General features: G+C 66.6%; 19 protein-coding genes and 1 riboswitch. Of the genes, 5 read left to right on the forward strand and 14 right to left on the reverse strand.

The genetic code is table 11. From position 1 onward, the window contains the following. Nucleotides 1-30: 30 nt before the first annotated feature. From AC5Y2L_RS11445 to AC5Y2L_RS11455, 3 genes are all read right to left on the reverse strand, one after another. Nucleotides 31-2277, reverse strand: coding sequence for an MMPL family transporter (locus AC5Y2L_RS11445; RefSeq protein WP_499938675.1), 2247 nt, complete (start codon nt 2275-2277; stop codon nt 31-33). A gap of 64 nt (nt 2278-2341) precedes the next feature. Next, nucleotides 2342-3145: an SDR family NAD(P)-dependent oxidoreductase gene (locus AC5Y2L_RS11450; RefSeq protein WP_499938673.1), complete on the reverse strand. Its 804-nt coding sequence runs from the start codon at nt 3143-3145 to the stop codon at nt 2342-2344. Nucleotides 3146-3149: 4 nt separating this feature from the next. Beyond that, nucleotides 3150-4166: an SDR family NAD(P)-dependent oxidoreductase gene (locus tag AC5Y2L_RS11455; RefSeq protein ID WP_499938672.1), complete on the reverse strand. Its 1017-nt coding sequence runs from the start codon at nt 4164-4166 to the stop codon at nt 3150-3152. A 237-nt stretch (nt 4167-4403) separates the two neighbouring features. Between AC5Y2L_RS11455 and AC5Y2L_RS11460 the strand changes: the two genes are divergently transcribed. From AC5Y2L_RS11460 to AC5Y2L_RS11470, 3 genes are all read left to right on the forward strand, one after another. Then, a complete protein-coding gene (locus tag AC5Y2L_RS11460) occupies nt 4404-4808 on the forward strand; it encodes a group I truncated hemoglobin (RefSeq protein WP_499938670.1) in 405 nt (134 codons plus the stop codon). Between the two features lie 118 nt (nt 4809-4926). Beyond that, nucleotides 4927-5865 carry an Ldh family oxidoreductase gene (locus tag AC5Y2L_RS11465; protein WP_499938669.1) on the forward strand — a complete coding sequence of 313 codons (939 nt, stop codon included), beginning with the start codon at nt 4927-4929 and terminating at the stop codon, nt 5863-5865. Nucleotides 5866-5902: 37 nt separating this feature from the next. Continuing rightward, nucleotides 5903-6661 carry a class I SAM-dependent methyltransferase gene (locus AC5Y2L_RS11470; RefSeq protein ID WP_499938667.1) on the forward strand — a complete coding sequence of 253 codons (759 nt, stop codon included), beginning with the start codon at nt 5903-5905 and terminating at the stop codon, nt 6659-6661. Nucleotides 6662-6668: 7 nt separating this feature from the next. Here the strand turns inward: AC5Y2L_RS11470 and AC5Y2L_RS11475 are convergent, their stop codons facing one another. The 4 genes from AC5Y2L_RS11475 to AC5Y2L_RS11490 all read right to left on the reverse strand — a co-directional run bounded on the left by AC5Y2L_RS11475 (nt 6669) and on the right by AC5Y2L_RS11490 (nt 10414). After that, nucleotides 6669-7595, reverse strand: a complete 927-nt coding sequence (locus AC5Y2L_RS11475) for an RluA family pseudouridine synthase (RefSeq protein ID WP_499938666.1) — start codon at nt 7593-7595, stop codon at nt 6669-6671. Further along, entirely contained in the window at nt 7592-8170 is a 579-nt protein-coding gene (gene lspA / locus AC5Y2L_RS11480) for a signal peptidase II (RefSeq protein WP_499938665.1), read from the reverse strand. Before lspA ends, AC5Y2L_RS11475 begins: the two co-directional genes overlap by 4 nt. A gap of 274 nt (nt 8171-8444) precedes the next feature. Further along, the gene (locus AC5Y2L_RS11485) at nt 8445-8780 is read right to left on the reverse strand and encodes a hypothetical protein (protein ID WP_499938663.1); all 336 of its coding nucleotides are present in this window, start codon (nt 8778-8780) and stop codon (nt 8445-8447) included. A gap of 221 nt (nt 8781-9001) precedes the next feature. Continuing rightward, nucleotides 9002-10414, reverse strand: coding sequence for a DNA polymerase IV (locus AC5Y2L_RS11490; protein WP_499938662.1), 1413 nt, complete (start codon nt 10412-10414; stop codon nt 9002-9004). 34 nt (nt 10415-10448) lie between these two features. Here AC5Y2L_RS11490 and AC5Y2L_RS11495 point away from each other — a divergent pair, with 34 nt between their 5' ends. Next, on the forward strand, nt 10449-11015 hold the full coding sequence (locus AC5Y2L_RS11495) for a class I SAM-dependent methyltransferase (protein ID WP_499938660.1): 567 nt from the start codon (nt 10449-10451) through the stop codon (nt 11013-11015). Here the strand turns inward: AC5Y2L_RS11495 and AC5Y2L_RS11500 are convergent. The 5 genes from AC5Y2L_RS11500 to AC5Y2L_RS11520 form a co-directional block, all read right to left on the reverse strand. Then, nucleotides 11012-11944 carry a type IV toxin-antitoxin system AbiEi family antitoxin gene (locus AC5Y2L_RS11500; protein ID WP_499938659.1) on the reverse strand — a complete coding sequence of 311 codons (933 nt, stop codon included), beginning with the start codon at nt 11942-11944 and terminating at the stop codon, nt 11012-11014. The genes AC5Y2L_RS11495 and AC5Y2L_RS11500 overlap by 4 nt on opposite strands. A 103-nt stretch (nt 11945-12047) precedes the next feature. Continuing rightward, a complete protein-coding gene (gene ileS / locus AC5Y2L_RS11505) occupies nt 12048-15179 on the reverse strand; it encodes an isoleucine--tRNA ligase (RefSeq protein WP_499938658.1) in 3132 nt (1043 codons plus the stop codon). A 308-nt stretch (nt 15180-15487) separates the two neighbouring features. After that, nucleotides 15488-15718, reverse strand: a complete 231-nt coding sequence (locus AC5Y2L_RS11510) for an Rv1535 family protein (RefSeq protein ID WP_499938656.1) — start codon at nt 15716-15718, stop codon at nt 15488-15490. A gap of 278 nt (nt 15719-15996) precedes the next feature. Further along, nucleotides 15997-16181, reverse strand: a riboswitch (M-box (ykoK) riboswitch). A 75-nt stretch (nt 16182-16256) separates the two neighbouring features. Beyond that, nucleotides 16257-16925, reverse strand: coding sequence for a TetR/AcrR family transcriptional regulator (locus tag AC5Y2L_RS11515; RefSeq protein ID WP_499938654.1), 669 nt, complete (start codon nt 16923-16925; stop codon nt 16257-16259). Beyond that, on the reverse strand, nt 16922-18046 hold the full coding sequence (locus AC5Y2L_RS11520) for an NAD(P)H-dependent flavin oxidoreductase (protein WP_499938652.1): 1125 nt from the start codon (nt 18044-18046) through the stop codon (nt 16922-16924). Before AC5Y2L_RS11520 ends, AC5Y2L_RS11515 begins: the two co-directional genes overlap by 4 nt. 55 nt (nt 18047-18101) lie before the next feature. Here AC5Y2L_RS11520 and AC5Y2L_RS11525 point away from each other — a divergent pair, with 55 nt between their 5' ends. Next, on the forward strand, nt 18102-18536 hold the full coding sequence (locus AC5Y2L_RS11525) for a PaaI family thioesterase (protein WP_499938650.1): 435 nt from the start codon (nt 18102-18104) through the stop codon (nt 18534-18536). 211 nt (nt 18537-18747) lie between these two features. Here the strand turns inward: AC5Y2L_RS11525 and AC5Y2L_RS11530 are convergent, their stop codons facing one another. Continuing rightward, entirely contained in the window at nt 18748-19311 is a 564-nt protein-coding gene (locus AC5Y2L_RS11530) for a carboxymuconolactone decarboxylase family protein (protein WP_499938648.1), read from the reverse strand. 8 nt (nt 19312-19319) lie between these two features. Continuing rightward, entirely contained in the window at nt 19320-20423 is a 1104-nt protein-coding gene (locus AC5Y2L_RS11535) for a zinc-dependent alcohol dehydrogenase (RefSeq protein ID WP_499938647.1), read from the reverse strand. Nucleotides 20424-20571 lie beyond the last annotated feature (148 nt).

The following is a 20571-nucleotide window of genomic DNA, read 5'->3' on the forward strand; positions in this document are numbered from 1 at the left end:
AGACGCAAAATCCCCTGACACGCCGTGTTTTTAGGGGATTTTGCGTCTGCTCGGCACAACTGCCTCACCCTCGTCGATGCCGATGCGCTCATGCAGCCGGGCCACCGCCTTGGGGGCCCACCAATTCGCCCGGCCCATCAACCGCATGAACGCCGGGAGCAGCAGCATCCGCACCAGCGTGGCGTCCACCACCACGGCCAGGGTGAGGCCGAGACCGAACATCCTCATGAAGGACACCCGCGCGGCGATCAGCGCCGCAAACGAGATCGCCATCAGCAGCGCCGCGGCGGTCACCACCCGGCCGGAGCGGGCCAGCCCCAGCGCGACGGCCTCGTCGTTGGCCGCCGGGGTCCGGTCGGAGACCAGCCAGTGCTCGCGGATCCGGGACACCAGGAATACCTCGTAATCCATGGACAGCCCGAACGCGATGCAGAACAACAGCACCGGCATGTGGATCATCAGGGTGCCGTTGGCCGTGGTGCCCAGCGCGCCGAGGTGGCCATCCTGGAAGATCCACACCAGCGCACCGAACGCGGCCGTCAGCGACAAGACGTTGAGCACCAACGCTTTCAGCGGCAGCACCACGCTGCCGGTCAACAAGAACAGCAGCGCGAACGTGATGACCGCGATGATTGACAGCACAACGGGCACCCGCGTCGTCACCGCCTGAGCGCTGTCGCGGTTGATCTGCGCCCTGCCGGTGAATAGCACATCGCCGCCGCCGGGACCGGCGACGGCCTGCAGTCGATCAAGCTGCCTTTCCGACGCGGTGGAGAACAGCGGAGCCGCGCTGACCACGGTCAGGTACACATAGCCGTCCTTGACGTCGGTGGGCGCCGACGGTGGCCCGGCCGGCGACCCGCCCTTGAAGGTCCCGCCGGGAGTCGACACCGACACCACGTCGGGTACCTGCGAGAGCTGGACGGCGTAGCGGTCGATCTGCCCGGGCGCCAACCCGTTGGCGTCGGGGATCACGATGCTCACGTTCGTCTCCATGTCGGTCGCGAAGTCGGAGCGCAACGCGTCGCCCACTTGCCGCGCCGACGCCGACGCCGGCAACACTCGCTCGTCGGAGAAGCCCCAATTCGCCCCGAGGAAAGGCGCCCCAAGTACCAGCAGCAACGCGATCACCGCGGTGCCGATCGGAATCGGTTGTCGCATCACGGCTTTCGTCGAGCGGTACAGGAAGGTCTCTTCGATCGGGCGGGGCGCCGGCTCGGGGCGTCCGAGCACCCGACGAATCAGCCGCCGCACATTCAGCGCGTCCAGCCGGTCGCCGAGCAGCACGATCACGGCAGGAGTGATCACCACCGCGGCGACCGCCGCCAACGCGACCACCGCGATACCCGCGTAGGCGAACGATTTCAGGAAGTACATCGGGAACAACACCATGGTGGCCATCGACAGTGCCACCGTCGTCGCGGAGAACAGCACGGTTCGACCGGCCGTGCGCATGGTGCGAATCAGCGCTTCGTCGCGGTCCCGGCCGTCGGCGAGCTCGTCCCGGTATCGGCTGATGATCAACAGGGTGTAGTCGATGGCCAGTGCCAACCCCATGGCCACGGTGAGGTTGAGCGCGAAGATCGAGACGTCGGTCACCAGGGCGATCGCACGCAACATCGCCAACGTGCAAACGATCGCAAAGCCGCCGACTGCCATCGGTATCGCCGCGGCGAGGATGCCGCCGAACACCCACACCAGCACGACGAAGCTCAACGGAAACGCGATGGACTCCATCACCAGCAGATCGTTCTCGCTTTGCTTGTTGATCTGCGCGTACGTCAGCGCCTCGCCGCCGGCTTTGACGGTAACGCCGTCGCGATCGTGCACGACCTTCTTCGCCAGGGCCGAGGCGTTCTTCTGCGCGCCGGTCTCTCCGCCGCGAATGCCGGCGATGATCAACCCGGTCTTGCCGTCCTTGCTGGTCAAGCCGGCCGCCGCGGCCGGCGGAAGGGTCCAGGCCGAGCTCACGCGGGCAACGTCCGGCGACGCTTTGAGCTGCGCGACGAGATCGCTGGCCACGGTCCGGACGTTCGGGCTTTGCACTCCGACCGGTGAGGTCAGCGCGACGATGAGTTCTTGGTCTCCGTAATTGAATTTGTCCGCGAGCACGCTCTGCGCTCGCGACGACTGCGACGCCGGATCCTTGTAGCCGCCCGCCGACAAGACGTCGATGGCAGAGAACCCGAATACTCCGGCGCCGACCATGATGAGCAGAGCTGCGGCGATAATCCGGCGTGGCCCGGCAATGGCTAGTCGGGCAACTCCGCGCAGCACCTGGCGCGCTCCTTAATGTGTCAGCGGCGCAACCGATTTGGGCGCGCTCGCGTCGCGGCGACGTTTAGCGGCCCTGGCCCCCACGCAGTCGGTTGCCGATCCGGATCGCCGGCAGCAGCAGAGTGCGTGGCACATACCTGCCGCCGCTGCTAACGACCTTGGGCACCACGCCCGGCACCACGCTGCGCCGACCGCTGACCATGCCGTTGATGGCAGCCTCGGCCACGTCGTGCGGCGACACCTGGGCAAGCGGAATGCTGAACCGCTCCGCGTTGGCGATCTCGGCCCATTCCGTCGGCACCGGGCCGGGACACAGCGACGTGACCGACACACCGGTGCCGTGCAGCTCCTCATGAATGGCTTCCGAGAACGTCTGCACGAATGCCTTGGTGGCCGAATACACCGCCATGTAGGGCATCGGCTGGAATCCGGCGATCGACGCGATGTTCAGCACCGCACCGCTCCCGCGGGCGACCATGCCGCCCAGGGCAGCATGGGTCAGCTCCATCAACACCAGCGCGTTGAGCGTCACTTCCTCGCTCTCGCGCTCGACCGGCAACTCGTAGAAGACCCCGCTGGTGCCGAAACCCGCACTGTTGCACAGGCCGGCGATGGGCTCGCTACGCAGCCGGTCGGCCAACTTCCCGCGGCCTTGCGGGTCGCCGAGGTCGAGCGGCATAACCTCGACACCGACCGAGTACTTCTTGCCGACTTCGTTGGCGAGTTCGTCGAGACGCTCACGGCGGCGCGCTACCAGCAGTAGCGGAAAGCCGCGGCGGCCAAGGCCGCGAGCCAGTTCGGAACCGATACCCGAGGAGGCACCGGTGATGACGACGGTGGTGTGGCTGTTCGGTTTCGGAAGGCTCATGACGTCACCAATGTATCCCTCGGGTCGCTTGCACGAATGTTTGACTGCGTTTGTCGAAATCGGATGTGTCGGTTGCGGATTCAGCACCTTTGGCGGCGGCGGAGTCCTGGAAGAGGCTGAACGCGCGATTGCGTACCCGGTCCATCACGGCCGGGTTGACCGCGTCGACCACCGCCGCGAACTGTCCGAACGGCGGGCTGACCCGGCGCGGGCGATGCACGATCGCGTCGGCAATCACCCCGGCCGCCTGTTCCGGGGTCAACGTCGGGAAACGGTCGTACATCGTGGTGGGGCTGATCATCGGCGTGCGCACCAGCGCCATGTGCACCGTGGTGAATCGGACGTTCTCGTTGACCGTCTCGGCCTGCAGCGCGTCGCATAGCGTGTCGAGCGCCGCCTTGCTGGCGATATAGGCGCCGAAGCGCGGCGCGCGGGTCTGCACGCCGGCCGACGAAATGTTGATGATCTGGCCGAAGCCGCGTTCCCGCATGCCCGGAATGAACTTCAGGATGAGTTGGACCGCGCCCAGGTAGTTGAGCTGAATTGTCCTCTGGTAGTCGTGAATTCGGTCGTAGGACAACTCCAATGAGCGCCGGATCGACCGTCCCGCGTTGTTGATCAGGATGTCGACGCCGCCCAGGTCGGCGAGCACCTTGTCGGCCATGTCCGCGATCGCGTCCATGTCGGTCAGGTCGCACGAGTAGAAATGGGCGGTCCCGCCGTCGTCGCGGATGTCGTCGGCGACCTTCTCCAGGTTCTCCAGCGTGCGTGCAACCAGCACCACCGTGCCGCCGGCTTCCGCGATCTTCTTCGCGGCGGCCTCACCGATGCCCGACGACCCGCCCGTGATCAATATGGTCTTGCCTTCGACCGCGTCGCTGAGTTTGCGGCCCTGCACCGCGTCGAGCAAATTCCTCAGATAGAAGGGGCGATACCGCCCGGCCGAGTTCGGGGTGTTGACGATGTTGGACATCGTCGCGATCGGCTTCTCGACGAGGTTGGCTAGATCACCGAGATTCATCGGTTGTGGCTCCTGACGACATTGCTTTGCGGGGCAGCTCTAGATGGTGTGACACAGGTCATACTGCCAACCTATGGCATCGATCGGCTAATCGGTACTCATTGCCATTACCGTCCGGCACCCGTGTCGTCGCGGGCGGGTCTGTTGAACGTGCGCGCAATCCGCTTGTTACGCCGAATAATCCGGGTGTGACGGGGCACTAACCGATGCGCAACGTCGCAATGTTGCACTGGCGCAATGAAAATACTGTCGCGCTTTCGCAAGCCGCCCAGCATCTACGACAGGGTCGGCGGACACGAGGCGATCGAAGCCGTCGTCGAGGACTTCTACGCCCGGGTGCTGGGCGATGAGCAGTTGTCCGGGTTCTTCAGCGGAACCAACATGAGTCGTCTCAAGGGCAAGCAGGCGGAGTTCTTTGCCGCCGCGCTCGGCGGGCCCGAGCCGTACACCGGCGCACCGATGAAACAAGTGCATCAGGGCCGGGGAATCACCATGCACCACTTCACGCTGGTGGCCGGGCATCTGAGCGACGCGCTGTCCGCGGCCGGGGTGCCCGCCGAGACGGTCACCGAGATCCTGGATGCCATCGCGCCACTGGCCGCCGACATCGCTTCGGGTGAGACGACCACCGCTCGTGTTTGAGTCGAGTGCGGCCTGAGCGGGCCGGCCTTCCAAGAATCCGTCAAGAATCCGCTAAGAATCCGCCAAGGAGGTGGTGGCAGCCTGGGCTTCTCGAACGCGGAAGGCTGAGGTGAGGAAGGTGACGGCAGTGCAGCGCGAGGTTTTGAACCGTCCGCAACCACGCCCGTACTGCTCCAATGACCACCTCTTTTTCGGATCTTCCCTGCACGTCGAGGCGTCTCGCGCCGCAGCCCTGGTCATCGGTGCAGATGAGGCTCGCCTGCTGACGCGGGCCGCTCTCGCCGACGCCGGATTGTGCGCGGCCGATGCCGAACAGGTAGCCGACGCGCTGGTGGACACTTCGCTGCGTGGCATCGAGGTGCACGGGTTGCGGCTGCTGCCGCACTATCTTGACGAGCTCGCCGCCGGCGTCGCCGATGCGACGGCCACGATAAGAGTGGTTTCCGACCGCGGCGCCGGCCTGCTCATCGACGCCGACGGCGCGCTCGGGATTGTCGCCGGGATGGCTGCCGCGCGGTTGGCCGCCAGGCGCGCCGCAAAATTCGGGGTGGCCGCCGTCGGCGTTCGTAACTGCGACCACTTCGGTGCCGCTTCGGTCTATACCCGCCAACTCGCCCGGGACGGACTGGCCGGCATCGCGGTCACGTCAGCCGGGTGCGGTCACGGCGGCGTGGAAGACGTCCAACCGCTGTTCGGAAGCCTGGCCCAGGACGCCGAGTTCGCCCTGGACGCGGCCGACGCCCACCGAGCCCTGGCCGCGGCCGGAGCGCTGCTCGGCAGTGTCCTGACCGGGGCGTCGCTGGACGGGCACTCGTCCGGGCAGAACCGCGTCGGGCACCTGCTCATCGCACTCGATCCCGCCGCCTTCGGTGGGTACGCCGACGTCGGCGCCGGCCTGGCCGACCTGATCGGCGAGTTTCGCGCCGACGCCCCCGGCGACCCGCAGCGCGCCCACCTTCCGCAGACCATCCCGCTGGACGCGCGCACCGCCGAGGTGCTGGCCCCGCTCGCCGAATACCTGGGAGTCGCCGGTCCCCGGTCCGTGTTCGCGGCATAACCGATTCGGCGCCGCCTCGGCCCGTCACAATGCCGGTATGGCACGCACCTTCGAGGACCTGGTTGCAGAAGCCGACGCGGTATCCGTGGACGGCTGGGATTTCTCCTGGCTCGACGGCCGTGCCACCGAACAGCGACCCTCCTGGGGCTACCAACGAACTTTGCGACAGCGGTTGGCGACGGTGTCGGCGGCGCTGGACATTCACACCGGCGGCGGCGAGGTGCTGGCCGGCGCAGGACCCTTCCCACCCACCATGGCGGCCGTCGAAACCTGGCCGCCGAACGCGGCGATCGCCACCCGACGCTTGCACCCGTTGGGCGTGGTGGTCGTCGCGACTCCCAATGAGCCGCCGTTGCCGTTCGCCGACGCGGCATTCGACCTAGTGACCAGCCGTCACCCCACTGCGGTGTGGTGGTCCGAGATCGCCCGGGTGCTGCGACCGGGCGGCACCTACTTCGCGCAGCACATCGGACCCGCCACGACGTCCGAGCTGGTTGAGTACTTCGTCGGGCCGCAGCCACAGAAGTGGGCCGAGCATCACCCAGACGTCGTGCGCGCCCAAGCCCAAGCCGCAGGCCTGCAAATCGTGGACGTGCGCATGGAGCGGCTGCGCGCCGAGTTCTTCGATATCGGCGCCGTTATCTACTTCTTGCGCAAGGTCATTTGGGCGGTGCCGGACTTCACCGTGCCGCGCTACCGCACCCGGCTGCGCGAACTGCACGACCGAATCGAGGACGAGGGGCCCTTCGTCACCCATGCCACGCGGGTGCTCGTGGATGCCCGAAAGCCTCAGTGACGCATAGTCAGCCTTCAGCGCGCAGGACGTCTAGTGCGTGCTGCAGGTCCGGGGGGTAGGGACTCACTATCTCAATTCGCCGGCCATCGGCCGGATGAGCGAATGCCAGTGACCTCGCGTGCAGCCATTGCCGTTGCAGCCCAAGCTTTTTCGCTAGCTTAGGGTCGGCTCCGTAGACGAGGTCGCCACAGCACGGGTGATGCAGTGCCGCGAAATGCACCCGAATCTGGTGCGTGCGACCGGTTTCCAGATGCACGTCGAGCAGGCTGGCGGCGACGAAGGCTTCCAGGGTGTCGTAGTGGGTGATGCTGTGCCGGCCGTGCTTGGTGACCGCGAACTTCCATTCCGGGCCGCGGTGCCGACCGATGGGCGCGTCGATGGTCCCGCTGGACGGATCGGGATGTCCCTGGACCAGCGCGTGATAGCGCTTGTCCACGGTCCGTTGTTTGAACGCTCGCTTGAGCACGGTGTATGCGCGCTCGGAGAGGGCCACCACCATCACCCCCGAAGTGCCGACGTCGAGGCGATGGACGATCCCCTGCCGCTCGTGCACACCCGACGTGGTGATGCGGTAACCGGCGGCCGCCAGGCCGCCGAGGACCGTTGGACCGGTCCAGCCGACCGACGCATGCGCGGCCACCGCGGCCGGTTTGTCGACGGCGACGATGTCGTCGTCGGAGTACAGAATCGTCATGCCCTCGATGGCGACGGGCGTGTTTTGCGGTGGTGCCGCGGGCTCTGGCAGCCGCACCTGCAGTAAGGCGCCCGACGTGAGCCGGTCGGATTTCCCGGCCTGCACGCCGTCGAGTTCCACGCCACCGTCCTCGGCGATGGCCGCCGCGGCGCTGCGCGACAAGCCGAGCAGCCGCGCGAGCCCAGCGTCGACGCGCATGCCCGCCAAGCCGTCCGGGACGAGCATCGAGCGGTCCGTCATTTGGGTTGGTCGGCCTTCCGGCGGCTGACCGAATCGAAATCGAAGCCACAAACGGACAGGATCACCAGCAGGATGGCTCCGCCGACCACCGACGGGTCGGCGACGTTGAACACCGGCCACCAGCCGACCGACAAGAAGTCGACCACGTGTCCGCGCAGCGGCCCGGGCGAGCGGAAGAATCGGTCCACCAGGTTGCCCATCGCGCCGCCGAGGATCATGCCCAGGCCGATGGCCCACCAGGGCGACACCAGCCGTCGGCCCATCCAGAAGATGCCGACCACCACACCGGTCGCGATCAAGGTCAGCACCCAGGTATATCCCGTCGCCATCGAGAACGCGGCCCCCGAATTGCGCACCAAAGTCCAGGTCACCGTGTCGCCGATGATCGACACCGGCTGGCCGGGAGGAAGCAGTCGCACGGCGAGCACCTTGGTGACGATGTCCAGTGTCAGCACGACCGCCGCGACCGTCAGCAGCAGGCGCAGCCGCCGCGGCGGACTCTGCGACGTCGGAACTTCCCCGGCGGTCTCAGTTCCCGTGGCCGGCTCAGCCGATCCCGTTGGTTCGTCAGGCACTCCCCCATCATCCCCCAGTGGCGATCGCGAGCGCGGCGCAGCCGCGCGAGGCGGGTCGCCACCATCAGACACCGTGGCGATCGCGAGCGCGGCGCAGCCGCGCGAGGCGGGTCGCCACCATCAGACACCGTGGCGATCGCGAGCGCGGCGCAGCCGCGCGAGGCGGGTCGCCACCATCAGACACCGTGGCGATCGGCCCGGAGCTTGGCCGCTTGGCGCGCGGTGACGTGGCTCATCCGCCGCACCGTCAGAAGGGCAGGGATGAGTGCGCGTTTCATCGGCTGGGTTCGTACTGGTCCCCAAAGGGTTGCCAGGTACCCCCTCGGCAGGTGGCGAGATTTTCGCCGTGCCCATAGGTCACCGCGCCGGGCTTGTCGCACGAGTCACCAAGCCGCACAGAGTGTGGCACATCGGTGTTGATCCAGGTCAGGGAGTGAGGGGAACACATCAGGTTCCCGATTGTCTGACCGCCCTGGCCATTGGCGCACCGATCGCCGGGGTTGGGTTCGGCAGATGCCACCGGAGCCAGCGCGATGGCCGAGCCCATCAGAGCCGGAACAACAGCCATCCATTGCAATTTCATCGAATTGCCCTTCCTGTCGACCGTCACGTAATTCTCCAGGGGGCTGTCGTCATGGAATTCCCCAGGTGGCGGGCCTCGATGGTACGTCTTACCGCATGTGTGGCGGTGTTGTCTATCTGGCTTGTGTCCAGGTCCATGAGGATCTGGTTGGAACGGCAAACGACCTACTGCTGTCTACGCTCCCTGGCCTACATCCAGGCCGCAGGCGCCGAAGCGCAGCTGACCGTCGAGAGCGCAGCGGAGCCGGGCTACCCGTCGCCGACGTCCTCGGCCGCCGAAGTTGAGCTCTCGGCCGGCCCCTCGGCCCGCATAGCGTCGACATAGTCCGGCCAGTCCAGGGAGTCGATCGGGTTGGCGCGGGCGAGATCGCCGGTATCAGCGGGGAACGTCCGAGCCTGTCCGGGTCCCGAACCGCGGGTCTCGAACCGCACGGTCACCACACCGTGCCCGGCACCCTGCACCCAGCCGTGGCCGAACGTGGGGTGCGTGACGTCGTCGCCGACTCGCCAGGGCGATGCCTCCGGATCCGCGGCGAACATCGCCTCGGTTGCGGTCTCGACGGGCAGGTGGGAATCCGAATCGGGCTCGGACAGCTGCAGATCGGGGAACAGTGATTCCTGGTGCACGTCGCTCAGACCCGAAAACCCAACCCCGAGAAGGCGAATGGGGCCGATCTCCACCGGGTCGAGCAGCAGCCGTCGGGCTAGCGCCACCAGGGTGCCCAACTCGGTCGTCGGGTAAGGCATCGTCGCAGACCGGGTCAGGGTGCTCATGTCGGATTTCTTCAGCTTCACCGTGACGGTGCGCGCACCGCGACCGTCCCGCAGCAAGCGTTGATGTGCATGCTCGGCGATGGGATCGATGGCTTCGCGCAACTGGTCCAGCGTGGTCAGATCGACGGCAAAGGTGGACTCGGCGCTGATCTGCTTGGCCTCGGCACGCTCGGCGACCGCTCGGTCGTCGATGCCGCGCGCCAATCGATGCAGGGCGGGTCCGACGGTGGCACCCAGGATGTTGGCGGCTTCGGAGTCGGTCAGGGCCGCCAACTGCCCGATGGTCTCGATGCCCAGCCGATGCAGCTTCTCCTCGGCGACCGGCCCGATTCCCCACAACCGGCGTACCGGCAATTCCCTGAGCAGCGGCTGTTCATCGGCGCGGCGGACCACCCGGATGCCGTCCGGTTTGGCCAGGCCGGACGCAATTTTCGCGATCTGCTTACCCGACCCGGCGCCGACGCTGGCGACCAGGCCGGTCTCTTCGCGCACCCGCCGCCGCAAGTCTTCGCAGAATTCTTCGACATCCTCGGCCGATGCACCGGCGAGCTGGGGCGGCTCCCCGAAGGCCTCGTCGAAGGACAGCTGCTCGACGACGGGCACCATGGTGCGTACCGCGTCGAACACTCGTCGGCTGGCGACCCCGTAGACCACACCGCGCGGCGGCAGCACCACCGCGGTCACGCCGACCCGCCGGCGGGCCTGATGCATCGGCATGGCGGACCGCGCACCAAAGACCCGGGCTTCGTAGCTGGCGCCGGCGACCACGCCCCGCCCGCCCAAACCGCCGACCAGCACTGGCCGGCCCCGCAAGGTGGGCCGGGTGAGTTGTTCGACGGAGGCGAAGAAAGCGTCCATGTCCAAGTGCAGCACCCAACGGGATCCCACGGCGAGTAATGCTATTGGGCTACGGTTTTTCAGCATGGCAATGAACCTCTGTCACCGGCTGTGCTGCGGCTCGGACCGCTGGGCGAGGGAGGTTGAACACCACCTGTTGCCCACTGTGCTTGCCGACGTGGAATTGGGCGACAAGACTCTCGAGATCGGACCCGGATACGGCGCGTTTCTGCGGGTACTGATCGACCTGACGCCAGACCTCACCGCGGTTGAGATCGACGCGCCGATGGCTCAGCGGCTCCAGGAACTGTATGGCGACCGGGCGAGGATTATCCGCGGCGACGGCACCGATACCGGGTTGCCGGCCAACGAGTTCAGTTCGGTGTTGTCGTTCACGATGCTGCATCATGTACCGACCGCCGAACTCCAAGACCGGTTGTTCGCCGAAGCCTTCCGGGTGCTTCGCCCCAAAGGGGTATTCGCCGGCAGCGACGGGGTACCGTCGCTGCGCCTACGGATCCTGCACTTTCGCGACACCTACAACCCGATTCCGCCCAAGACGCTGCCGGATCGGTTGCGCGCGGCGGGCTTTCAGGACATCGTCGTCAATGTCGGCGCCGGCAGGCAACGCTGGCGCGCAGTGAAGCCTTAGCCGCGAAAGTGCAACTGCCGACGGGCGCTCTCGGGAAATGCGTCGGCAGTTGCATTTTCGCGGAGCTGGGCCAGCGGGTAGCCCGCATCCGATAGCGCACGGCGGGCCCGGTCCACGACGACGTCCGGCCGGTTGCGCAGCAGGTCGGCCCCCACCCGCACGAGGCGCCAGCCCCGGCGCTCCAGCTCCGCGGTGCGTTCGATGTCGTCGGCGCGGATCCGAGGATTGGTCCAATGCTGTGGGCCGTCGTATTCAACGCCGACCAGCCACTCATGCCAACCCATATCGACGCGTCTCACTACCCAGTTCCACTCGTTGCGCACCAAGATCTGAGTCTGAGGACGGGGTAAACCACCGGCGATGAGCACCAATCTGGTCCTGGTCTCCTGCGGCGATTCCGCGCCGGCGTCGACTAGCGGCAGCACCCGTCGCAGCTGCTTCATCCCACGAGCGCCGCGGTGGGTCTTCATCAGGGGGACAACATTTTCGGTCTTCAGTCCGGTGGCCCTTGCCAAGGAATCAATGGCGACCACGGCATTGACCAAACCCGGTCGCCGTCCAAGGTCGAACGCGGTGCGGGCCGGCGAAGTCACCGGCACGCCGTCGACAACCGTGGTCTCACCGGCCCACAGTGTCTCGTTGCGAGTGACGATCAGCGGCGGCGGGCGGGTGCGATCGCACACCAATTCGGCGGGCGCGTGGGCATCGATCCACTCTGCACCGAGAAGCGCCGCCGCGGAATTACCCGCCACGACAGCTTCCTTCCCAGACCACAGCCACGCGGCGATCGCGCGATCGCGGGCAGTCAACTCGCTTCCGCGCCGTTGGTACACGTTGCGGTAGATCCTCGTGCAGGATCGTCGCAGCTCGCGTTCCGTCCACGCTCCCGCGCGGACGGCTTCCGTACCGACAAATGGCTCTGCACTCACGACAGCAGGGTGGCACGGCCCACTGACACGCCGCGAGACTGCAACTACCGACAGCGCTTCTCGGGAAATGCGTAGTGGAATACAGTTTCGCGGGGGTGGCGGCTCAGGCCTTGGCGATACTCACCCGCACGCCGTCGCCGATCTCCACCGCATCGCCTGGCTCGCCGAACTCGAAGCTGGTGGCCAGCACCTCGCCGGCGATCAGGTCGCGGTGGGTGCGCGCCCAGTCCGCGCGCTCGGCAGGCACCGACATCAGCACCCGGATCCGGTCGGAGACATCCAGCCCGGTCGACTTGCGCAGCTCCTGCAGTTCCCGGATCCGGTCCTTGGCCCAGCCCTCGGCCTCCAGCTCGGGCGTCACCGTGCCGTCCAACACCACCAGCCCGGTCCCATCGGGCAGCGCCGCGGTGAACTCGGGGTCGGCCGCCACCAGCCGCGAGGTGTACTCGTCGGGCTGCAGCACCGCAGGACCCGCAGTCAGGGTGCCGTCGGGATTCACCACACCTTCGCCGGCTTTGACCGCCTTGATCGCGGCCTGCACGTCCTTGCCCAGCCGCGGCCCGGCAACCCGGGCGTTGACGGTGAGCTCGAACCGGCCGTAGGTGTCGATCGCGTCGGTCAACTCAACCTGCTTGACGTTGAGCTCGTCACCGATCAGGTCGGCGAAGGGCTCCAACTTCGACGGCTCATCCACTGCCACAGTCAATTTCGGCAACGGCAGCCGGACCCGGAGCTTCTTCGCCTTACGCAGCGACGACGCGGCCGAACAGACATCGCGGACCTGATCCATCGCCGCCACCAGGTCGGGGTCGGCGGGCAGCACGTCGGCCTCGGGCCAATCGGTCAGGTGCACCGACCGTTCGCCGGTAAGACCGCGCCAGATCACCTCGGTCGCCAGCGGAAGCAGTGGCGCGGCCAGCCGCGCCGTCACCTCCAGCACGGTGTGCAGGGTGTCGATGGCCTCGGTGTCCTCTTCCCAGAATCGCGGACGGGAACGCCGCACATACCAATTCGTCAGTGCCTCGGTGAACTGGCGCAGCTGCTCACAGGCGCCGGGAATGTCGCAGACGTCCATCGACTCGGTCAACCCGTCGCGCAGTATCGCGAGCTTGGCCAGGATGTAGCGGTCCAGCACGTGCTTCGAATCTGTGCGCCACACACCGACTTTCGGCGCATACAGGCGCAGGATCGTGTAGGCGTTCCACAGCGGCAGCAGCACCTGGCGCGCGCCTTCGCGGATGCCCTGTTCGGTGACGATCAGGTTGCCGCCGCGCAGCACCGGCGAGGCCATCAGGAACCACCGGGTCGCATCGGAGCCGTCCCGGTCGAACACCTCGTAGACGTCCGGGTAGTTGCGCAGCGACTTGCTTGCCTTCTGCCCGTCGGAGCCCAACACAATCCCATGCGCCGCACAGGTTTTGAACGCCGGACGGTCGAAAATGGCGGTGGCCAGCACATGCAGCGTGTAGAACCAGCCGCGGGTCTGCCCGATGTACTCGACGATGAAGTCGCTCGGGTAATGCGCCTCGAACCAATCCTGGTTCTCGAACGGATAGTGCACCTGCGCATACGGCATGGAGCCCGAGTCGAACCACACGTCAAGCACGTCGGGAATGCGGCGCATGGTGCTGCGGCCGGTCGGGTCGTCAGGGTTGGGCCGGGTGAGTTCGTCGATGTAGGGCCGGTGCAGGTTATCCGGGCGCACGCCGAAGTCGCGCTCCAGCTCATCGAGGCTGCCGTAGACGTCGATACGGGGATAGCCGGGATCGTCGGACTTCCACACCGGAATCGGCGTGCCCCAGTAGCGGTTTCGCGAGATCGACCAATCCCGTGCCCCCCCCAGCCACTTGCCGAACTGACCGTCCCTGACGTGTTCGGGATACCAGGTGATCTGCTGGTTCAGTTCCACCATGCGCTCGCGGAACTCGGTGACCTTGACGAACCACGACGAAACCGCCCGGTAGATCAGCGGATTGCGGCAGCGCCAGCAGTGCGGGTAGGGGTGCTCGTAGGTCTCGTGGCGGATCAGCACGGGCGCGTTCACCGCGGCCGGGCCGCTTTGGCTTTTCAGGTCGCGGATGATCTGCGGGTTGGCGTCGAAAACGTGCTGGCCCTGGTAATCCGGGACGGTGGCGTCGAAGCGGCCCTTGGCGTCGACGGGAGTGACCGGCGCGATGCCGGCCTGCTCGGCGGTGGTCATGTCGTCTTCGCCGTAGGCCGGCGCCATATGCACGATGCCGGTGCCGTCCTCGGTGGTCACAAAGTCCCCCGGCAGCACGCGAAATGCGTTGGGCGAGTCCATGAAGTACGGGAACGGCGGCAGGTAGCGCAGGCCCAGCAGATCGGCGCCGCGGTATGTCCCCAGCACCTCGGGCTCTTCACCCAGCTCACGGGCATACGCCGCCAGCCGCGCCTCGGCCAGCACCAGACGGCGATCGGCGGCGGCCACCTGCACGTAGGTCACCTCCGGATGAACGGCGACCGCGAGGTTCGACGGCAGGGTCCACGGAGTAGTCGTCCACACCAGCAGATAGGCGCCGTCCAATTGCCCACCGGCGATCTTGAATCCGACTGTGAGAGCAGGGTCTTGGCGGCTTTGGTAGACGTCGTCGTCCATCCGCAGTTCGTGGTTGGACAGCGGGGTTTCGTCACGCCAGCAGTACGGCAGCACGCGGTAACCCTCGTAGGCCAGCCCCTTGTCCCACAACTGCTTGAAGGCCCAGATCACCGACTCCATGTAGGTGGGGTCGAGGGTCTTGTAGTCGTTGTCGAAGTCGACCCAGCGGGCCTGACGGGTCACATAGGTCTGCCATTCGTCGGTGTAGCGCAGCACCGATGCCCGGCAGGCGTCGTTGAACGCGGCAATCCCCATGTCGTCGATCTGGGATTTGTCGGTGATACCCAGCTGGCGTTCGACCTCGAGCTCGGCGGGCAGCCCGTGGGTGTCCCAGCCGAAGCGGCGGTCCACCTTGTAGCCGCGCATGGTCCGGTACCGCGGCACGATGTCCTTGACGTAGCCGGTCAGCAGGTGACCGAAATGCGGCAGACCGTTGGCGAACGGCGGGCCGTCGTAGAACACGTAGGCCGGAGCCCCATCGCGGCGGGCGATGCTCGCCCGGAAGGTGTCGTCGTGAAACCAGTAGTCCAGGACCTGGGCTTCCAGCGCGGGGAAGTCCGGGGAGCCGCCGTGCTGGTCGGCGCCCAGGTTGGTGCGTGGGTAGGCGGTGTCGCTCATCCGTCTCCTGTGCCATCGGTGCAGGCACGGGGACGACGACGCGCTACGCGCGAGCGCCGCGGTACCACCCCGCTTGCCGCGCAGCCGCGCGGCCACTCGTTCAAGGCTGTGACGGGCCTGCCCGTTCGGTTCTACTGGGCTTTGAAGCTGTTCTTCCGAAGGCTCCCCGGTGATGGCCGGATCGGTGCCGATGCACAGATTCTACTGAGCGCCGCAAATCAGCGGCAGGTGTCCTGTGCCGAGCAGACGCAAAATCCCTGATTCTCGCGCGAAAATCAGGGATTTTGTGTCTGCTCGCCGTCCATGCGCTAGGCCTGGACTTGGAGCACACCGATGCGCAGCAGCGCCGCATACACGTGACGCACTGGAACGGTGAGCAACTGGGCAGCCCCGTCGACCAGCGGGTCGCCGTACGGCCGGTTCTCGATACGGCGCGCCACCTTCTTCGGCGCGGCCGGCTGGATCGCCTCGCCGTCGCGCACCACATGCAGCTTGGGCGCGGCGGTCACGGCTACTTCGTCGTAGAGAGCAACGGTCATGATCGCCTCCTGAAAGATCGAACGAGCACTAGGGGACTGACTTGAACTGACGTCGTTCGTCCCGGCGTGGTTCCGATCTCAGGCGGACCTGGCTTTCGGCTCAGCTGAAGAGGATGTCGCGCCGCAGACCGGATCGGGACGAAACACAGTCCGGATATCGACCCGGACTACCACTGGAACTCATGCGTCCCTCACCTCCTTCGCGGTCACGACGCGCGGTCACCCGCACGATCTAGGCGTGCACAAAAGGAGTACGGAGATCCGACGACTGTCGGAAGCCGGCACCCCTCTCGTCAGAGTTTTGGCACCACACGACGTGTCCTGGCCTGGGAAACAATCCCAGCCGGAAGCCACCTGGGCTCAACCCTTAATCCGGGAGGAGCTGTCCTGACCCGGGGCGTCTTTCGACGTTCGGGGTCAGTGGCCTGTGTTCGTGTAGCCGCCTCACCTAACGAGGTGCTTACCCGACCGATGATGCATGACCCGCCGTGCTGGGTCAAACCCGTTCGGGGTGCGTTGTCGAATATTTACCGTTTCTTCAGTCTGGCCCGGATCTGTTCACCTGCACCCTGGGGCGCAGGCCGTCGAGCACCAGCGAAACCACGAAGTCGGCAACCTCGGCCGCGGTGACGTCGTCGTCGGTGCGCAGGCGCCGGTGCGCCAACTGGCCGACCAGCGCCGCCAGTGTGTACGCCACCATCCGGGGCGGGGCGGACACCATCTCACCGCGCTGTTGAGCGGCGACGATGACCGTCTCGATGTCGTCGATGAACCGTTCGTAGATACCGGCCAGGTGCTTCTCGAACCGGTCGCCCAGCGCGTAGGCGTCGCGAAAGAGCAGTTTGACCGTGGCTTTGTCGGCTTCGAAGAACTCGAATGTCGCCTGCACGGATGCTTTCAGCAAGGCGCGTAACGACGCCTCTCTGCTGTGCGGTGACCCATTCAGCTCGCTCAGCGTCGTCGCGACGCGCGCGCGCAAGGCAACCTCCTGAACCGCCATCAGCGCGTGGAACAGGTCTTCCTTGGAGTCGAAGTACCAATAGATCGACCCGTAGGCCAAGCCGGCCTGCTTGGCGATGTCGGCGATGGTCGTGGCGTGAAAACCCTTGCGGGCGAACACTTCTTTGGCGGCCGCCATGATCTGGTCGCGGCGCTGCGACTTGTCCTCGGCACTGACCGCCCGACGCCGGCGCGTGGTGGCGCTCACCTGTCTACTAGGCCCTCGAGGCGTCCGATGGTGTCGATGAACTCCTCGACCATGTCGAGCACCACCGCGCGGGTGGGCCGGACCCGATCCAACGATCCGACCACCTGCCCGACGAAGTAGGTCGCCAGCTCGCGTGCCTTGGCGCCGGGATGGCCGGCGGCTTGATTGATGCGCAGCTGCGGCTCACCGACCAGCGCGGTCTGCAGCGGCATGCCCAGCGGGTCGGGGGTATCCGGCCGGTCCCACTCGTCGGTCCAGGCCGTGCGCAGCATCCGGGCCGGCTTGCCCGTCATCGACCGGGACCGCACGGTGTCCGACGAACTGGCGGCCAGGAACTTGTCCTTGACCACCGGAGGTGTTTCGGCTTCCTCGGTGGTCAGCCACACCGACCCGCACCACACCCCCTCGGCGCCCAGGGCCAGCGCCGCGGCGATCTGACGGCCGCGGGCGATCCCGCCCGCGGCCAGCACGGGGGTCGGCGCGACAGCATCGACAATCTCGGGCACCAAGACCATGGTCGCCACCTCGCCGGTGTGTCCGCCTGCCTCGGTGCCTTGCGCGACGATCAAGTCGACGCCCGCCGCCGCATGCCGTCGCGCGTGCTGCGTGGTGCCGGCCAGGGCGGCGACCAGCACATTCTGGTCGTGGGCGCGCTGAACTAAGTCGGGTGGCGGCGGCCCCAGTGCGCTGGCGATCAGCCGGATGTCGTGAGCGAAGGCCACGTCGAGCAGTGGCTGGTATCCCTTTGGCGAGATGTTGAGCCCGCGCCCGGACGGTTCACGGGGTTGGCCTGCGGCTGCAATGCCGTAGCGCGCCAGCAGGTCGTCGAGAAACGCGCGATGCTCCTCGGGTAGCAAGTCCCGTACCTGGTCGGCGTCGATCCCACCCTGCTCGGCGCCGACGTATTTGGGTGGCAACAGCAAGTCCACCCCATAGGGCTTGCCGGCGGTCTGTTCCTCGATCCAGGTCAGCTCGTTGTCCAGCCGATCCGGGCTGTGCGCCACCGCGCCGAGAATCCCGAAGCCGCCGGCATTGGACACGGCGGCCACGACGTCACGGCAGTGGCTGAAGGCACAGATAGGGAATTCAACGCCGAGCATCTCGGCGACTCGGGTCCGCATTGCCCGACGCTAAGAGTTATTGATTGATATGTCAATCGAAAGTACGCTGCGAGCCATGGCCGAACCGTTGACCGCCGAGCAGCAACATCAGCGCCGGCAGGCGGTGCGCGACCTGATGACAACCACCCCGTTCATCGGCGGGTTGGGCATCGTCTTCGAACGCTACGAGCCCGACGACGTCGTGATCCGGCTCCCGTTCCGCAATGACCTGACCAACGACGGCGTGTACTTCCACGGCGGGGTGATCGCGTCGGTGATGGACACCGCCGGCGCCGCGGCCGCGTGGTCGAACCACGACTTCGAGAAGGGCATGCGAGCGTCGACCGTGGCAATGAGCATCCAGTACACCGGGGCGGCCAAGCGCTGCGATCTCATCTGTCAGGCCCGAACGGCGCGCCGACGCAAGGAACTGACCTTCACCGAGATCACCGCTTCCGACCCCGACGGCAATGTCGTGGCCCACGCGGTGCAGACCTACCGGATTGTGTGATTGCCGTAGGTCAGGGCGAGTGTGCCGTTGTATCACGCCGTGCGGTCTCGGCTTTGGGTGTGAATCCTGGGCTTTGGGCGTGAATCCTGGGCTTCGCGAGTGCATCCTGGGCGGGAAATCGCGCTGATTCCCACCCCGCTTTCACACCGAAATCCCTCAGTTCACACCGAAAACCCCGTGCTCACACCGAAATCCCTCAGTTCACATACAGTCAGGGCGATTTTCCGTCGGGTGGCCAGCTGGACACGCCCTCCTCCAACGGGACCTCGAGGCTGCGCAACATCGAGGCGACCATCCGCCAAGCACCGATCGCGGTGACGAGCTCAATGAGAACCGTTGTGTCGCCCTGCAATTCGCGTTCGCAGGCGGCCCAGCTCTCGGCACTCACCACGCCGTCGCGCACGACATCGTCGGTGGCCGCCAGCACGGCCCGCTCGGCGGCACCAAACCCGTTGTAGCCCTGCCAATCCCGGACACCGAGCAGATCCTCGGGCGACACGCCGAGGCCCGATGCGACCCGCCAATGCTGGGTCCACTCATAGTCGCATCCGGTGAGCCAGCCGATTCGCATGATCACCAACTCCCGCAGCCGCGGGTCGAGCGCACCATGCCACAGCATGGTCGCGAGCATGTCGTTGAAAGTCCGCGCCAGTTTGGGGTGGTTCAGCAGCACCTGAAAGATGCTGAGTTCGGCCATATAGTCGGGCACGCCGGCCTCGTCGGCGGCGGCCTTGGCCTCTGCGAGCGGCAATAGGGGCACGCGGGCTGGTTTCATCGGTGGCGTCAAGGCGTGAGCACTCCGTGTACAGGCGGGACGGCGTCGCGTTCACCGGCCATGGTAGCCAGCAACTCCTCGGCCTCTTCGAGTCCCACGCAGCGGCGCGGCAGGCTGGCGAACGGGTAACGACCCGACCCGAGCAAGTCCAGCGCAGCGCGGTAAGCGGCGACGTCCACGCCGAGGGCGCCGATCACCCGCAGCTCCTTCATCACGACGAGGTCGGGGGTAAACCCCGGCGCGCCGCTGTGGAAACCCCGGGTGCCGGCGACAACGACGGTTCCGGCGGGCCGGGCCAGCGCGATCGCCTGCCCGAACGCCGCCGGCGCGTTGGCTGTCACGTCGATCACCACATCTGCCAGCCCGCCGGTCCGCGTCGTCAGGGCGGCCACCGGGTCGTCGACGGCCACATCGACGACCAGATCGGCTCCGAATCGCGGCGCCAGCGCCAGCCGGTCTGCGTCGCGCGGGCCCAACCCGGTCACCATCACGAACGCGGCCCCGGCCTCCTTTGCCGCCGCGGCGGCGGACAGGCCGCGGATCCCGGGACCCAAGACAGCGACCACATCCCCCGGGCCGGTGCCGGGAACCGTTACACCCCAACGTATTCCAGCCCCGAGTGGGTTGAACAGAGTGGCTACCGCGGGATCGAGGTCGTCGGGCAGCGGCAACAGCATCGAGTCGGGCGCCAGGTACTGGTATTCGGCGTAGCCGCCCCAAAGTCCGGGCGTGCGGTCGACGGGAATGAAGCCGTACATGTCGGCCAGGCCGTGATTTTCGCAGCGCCGGTAGTCGCCGGCGAGGCAGTTCGGACAGCGACGACACGACTGGAACACCTCGACGGCCACCCGGTCGCCTTGTGTCACCCCCCACCGCTGCGCCGCCTGCGGCCCGATCGCCTCGATGGTGCCGACCGTCTCATGACCGGGAACAAACGCAAACCCACCGGAGAGCTGGCCGGTGTACTGCTCGTGGTCGGTCCCGCACAAACCACAGGCAGCGACGCGCACCAACCCGTCGTCGTCGCCGACCGCGGGTAGCGGGAACTCCCGGATGACCAGCTGGCGCGGCGCCTCCAAGACCAACGCCCGCGCCATCGCGCCGTCAGACATGCCGGCACCCTATGAGTTATTAAGTGATGGTTCAATCATGGACCGGTCTGACGGGCGATTTGAGCAGCTACGAGCCGCTTATCGAATTGTCCAGTCACGGGTCTGCTGAGTGCCTAGAATCTCACGAAAGGCAGCCGACAGACGATGG

This window comes from Mycobacterium sp. NGS66 (genome assembly GCF_059812225.1).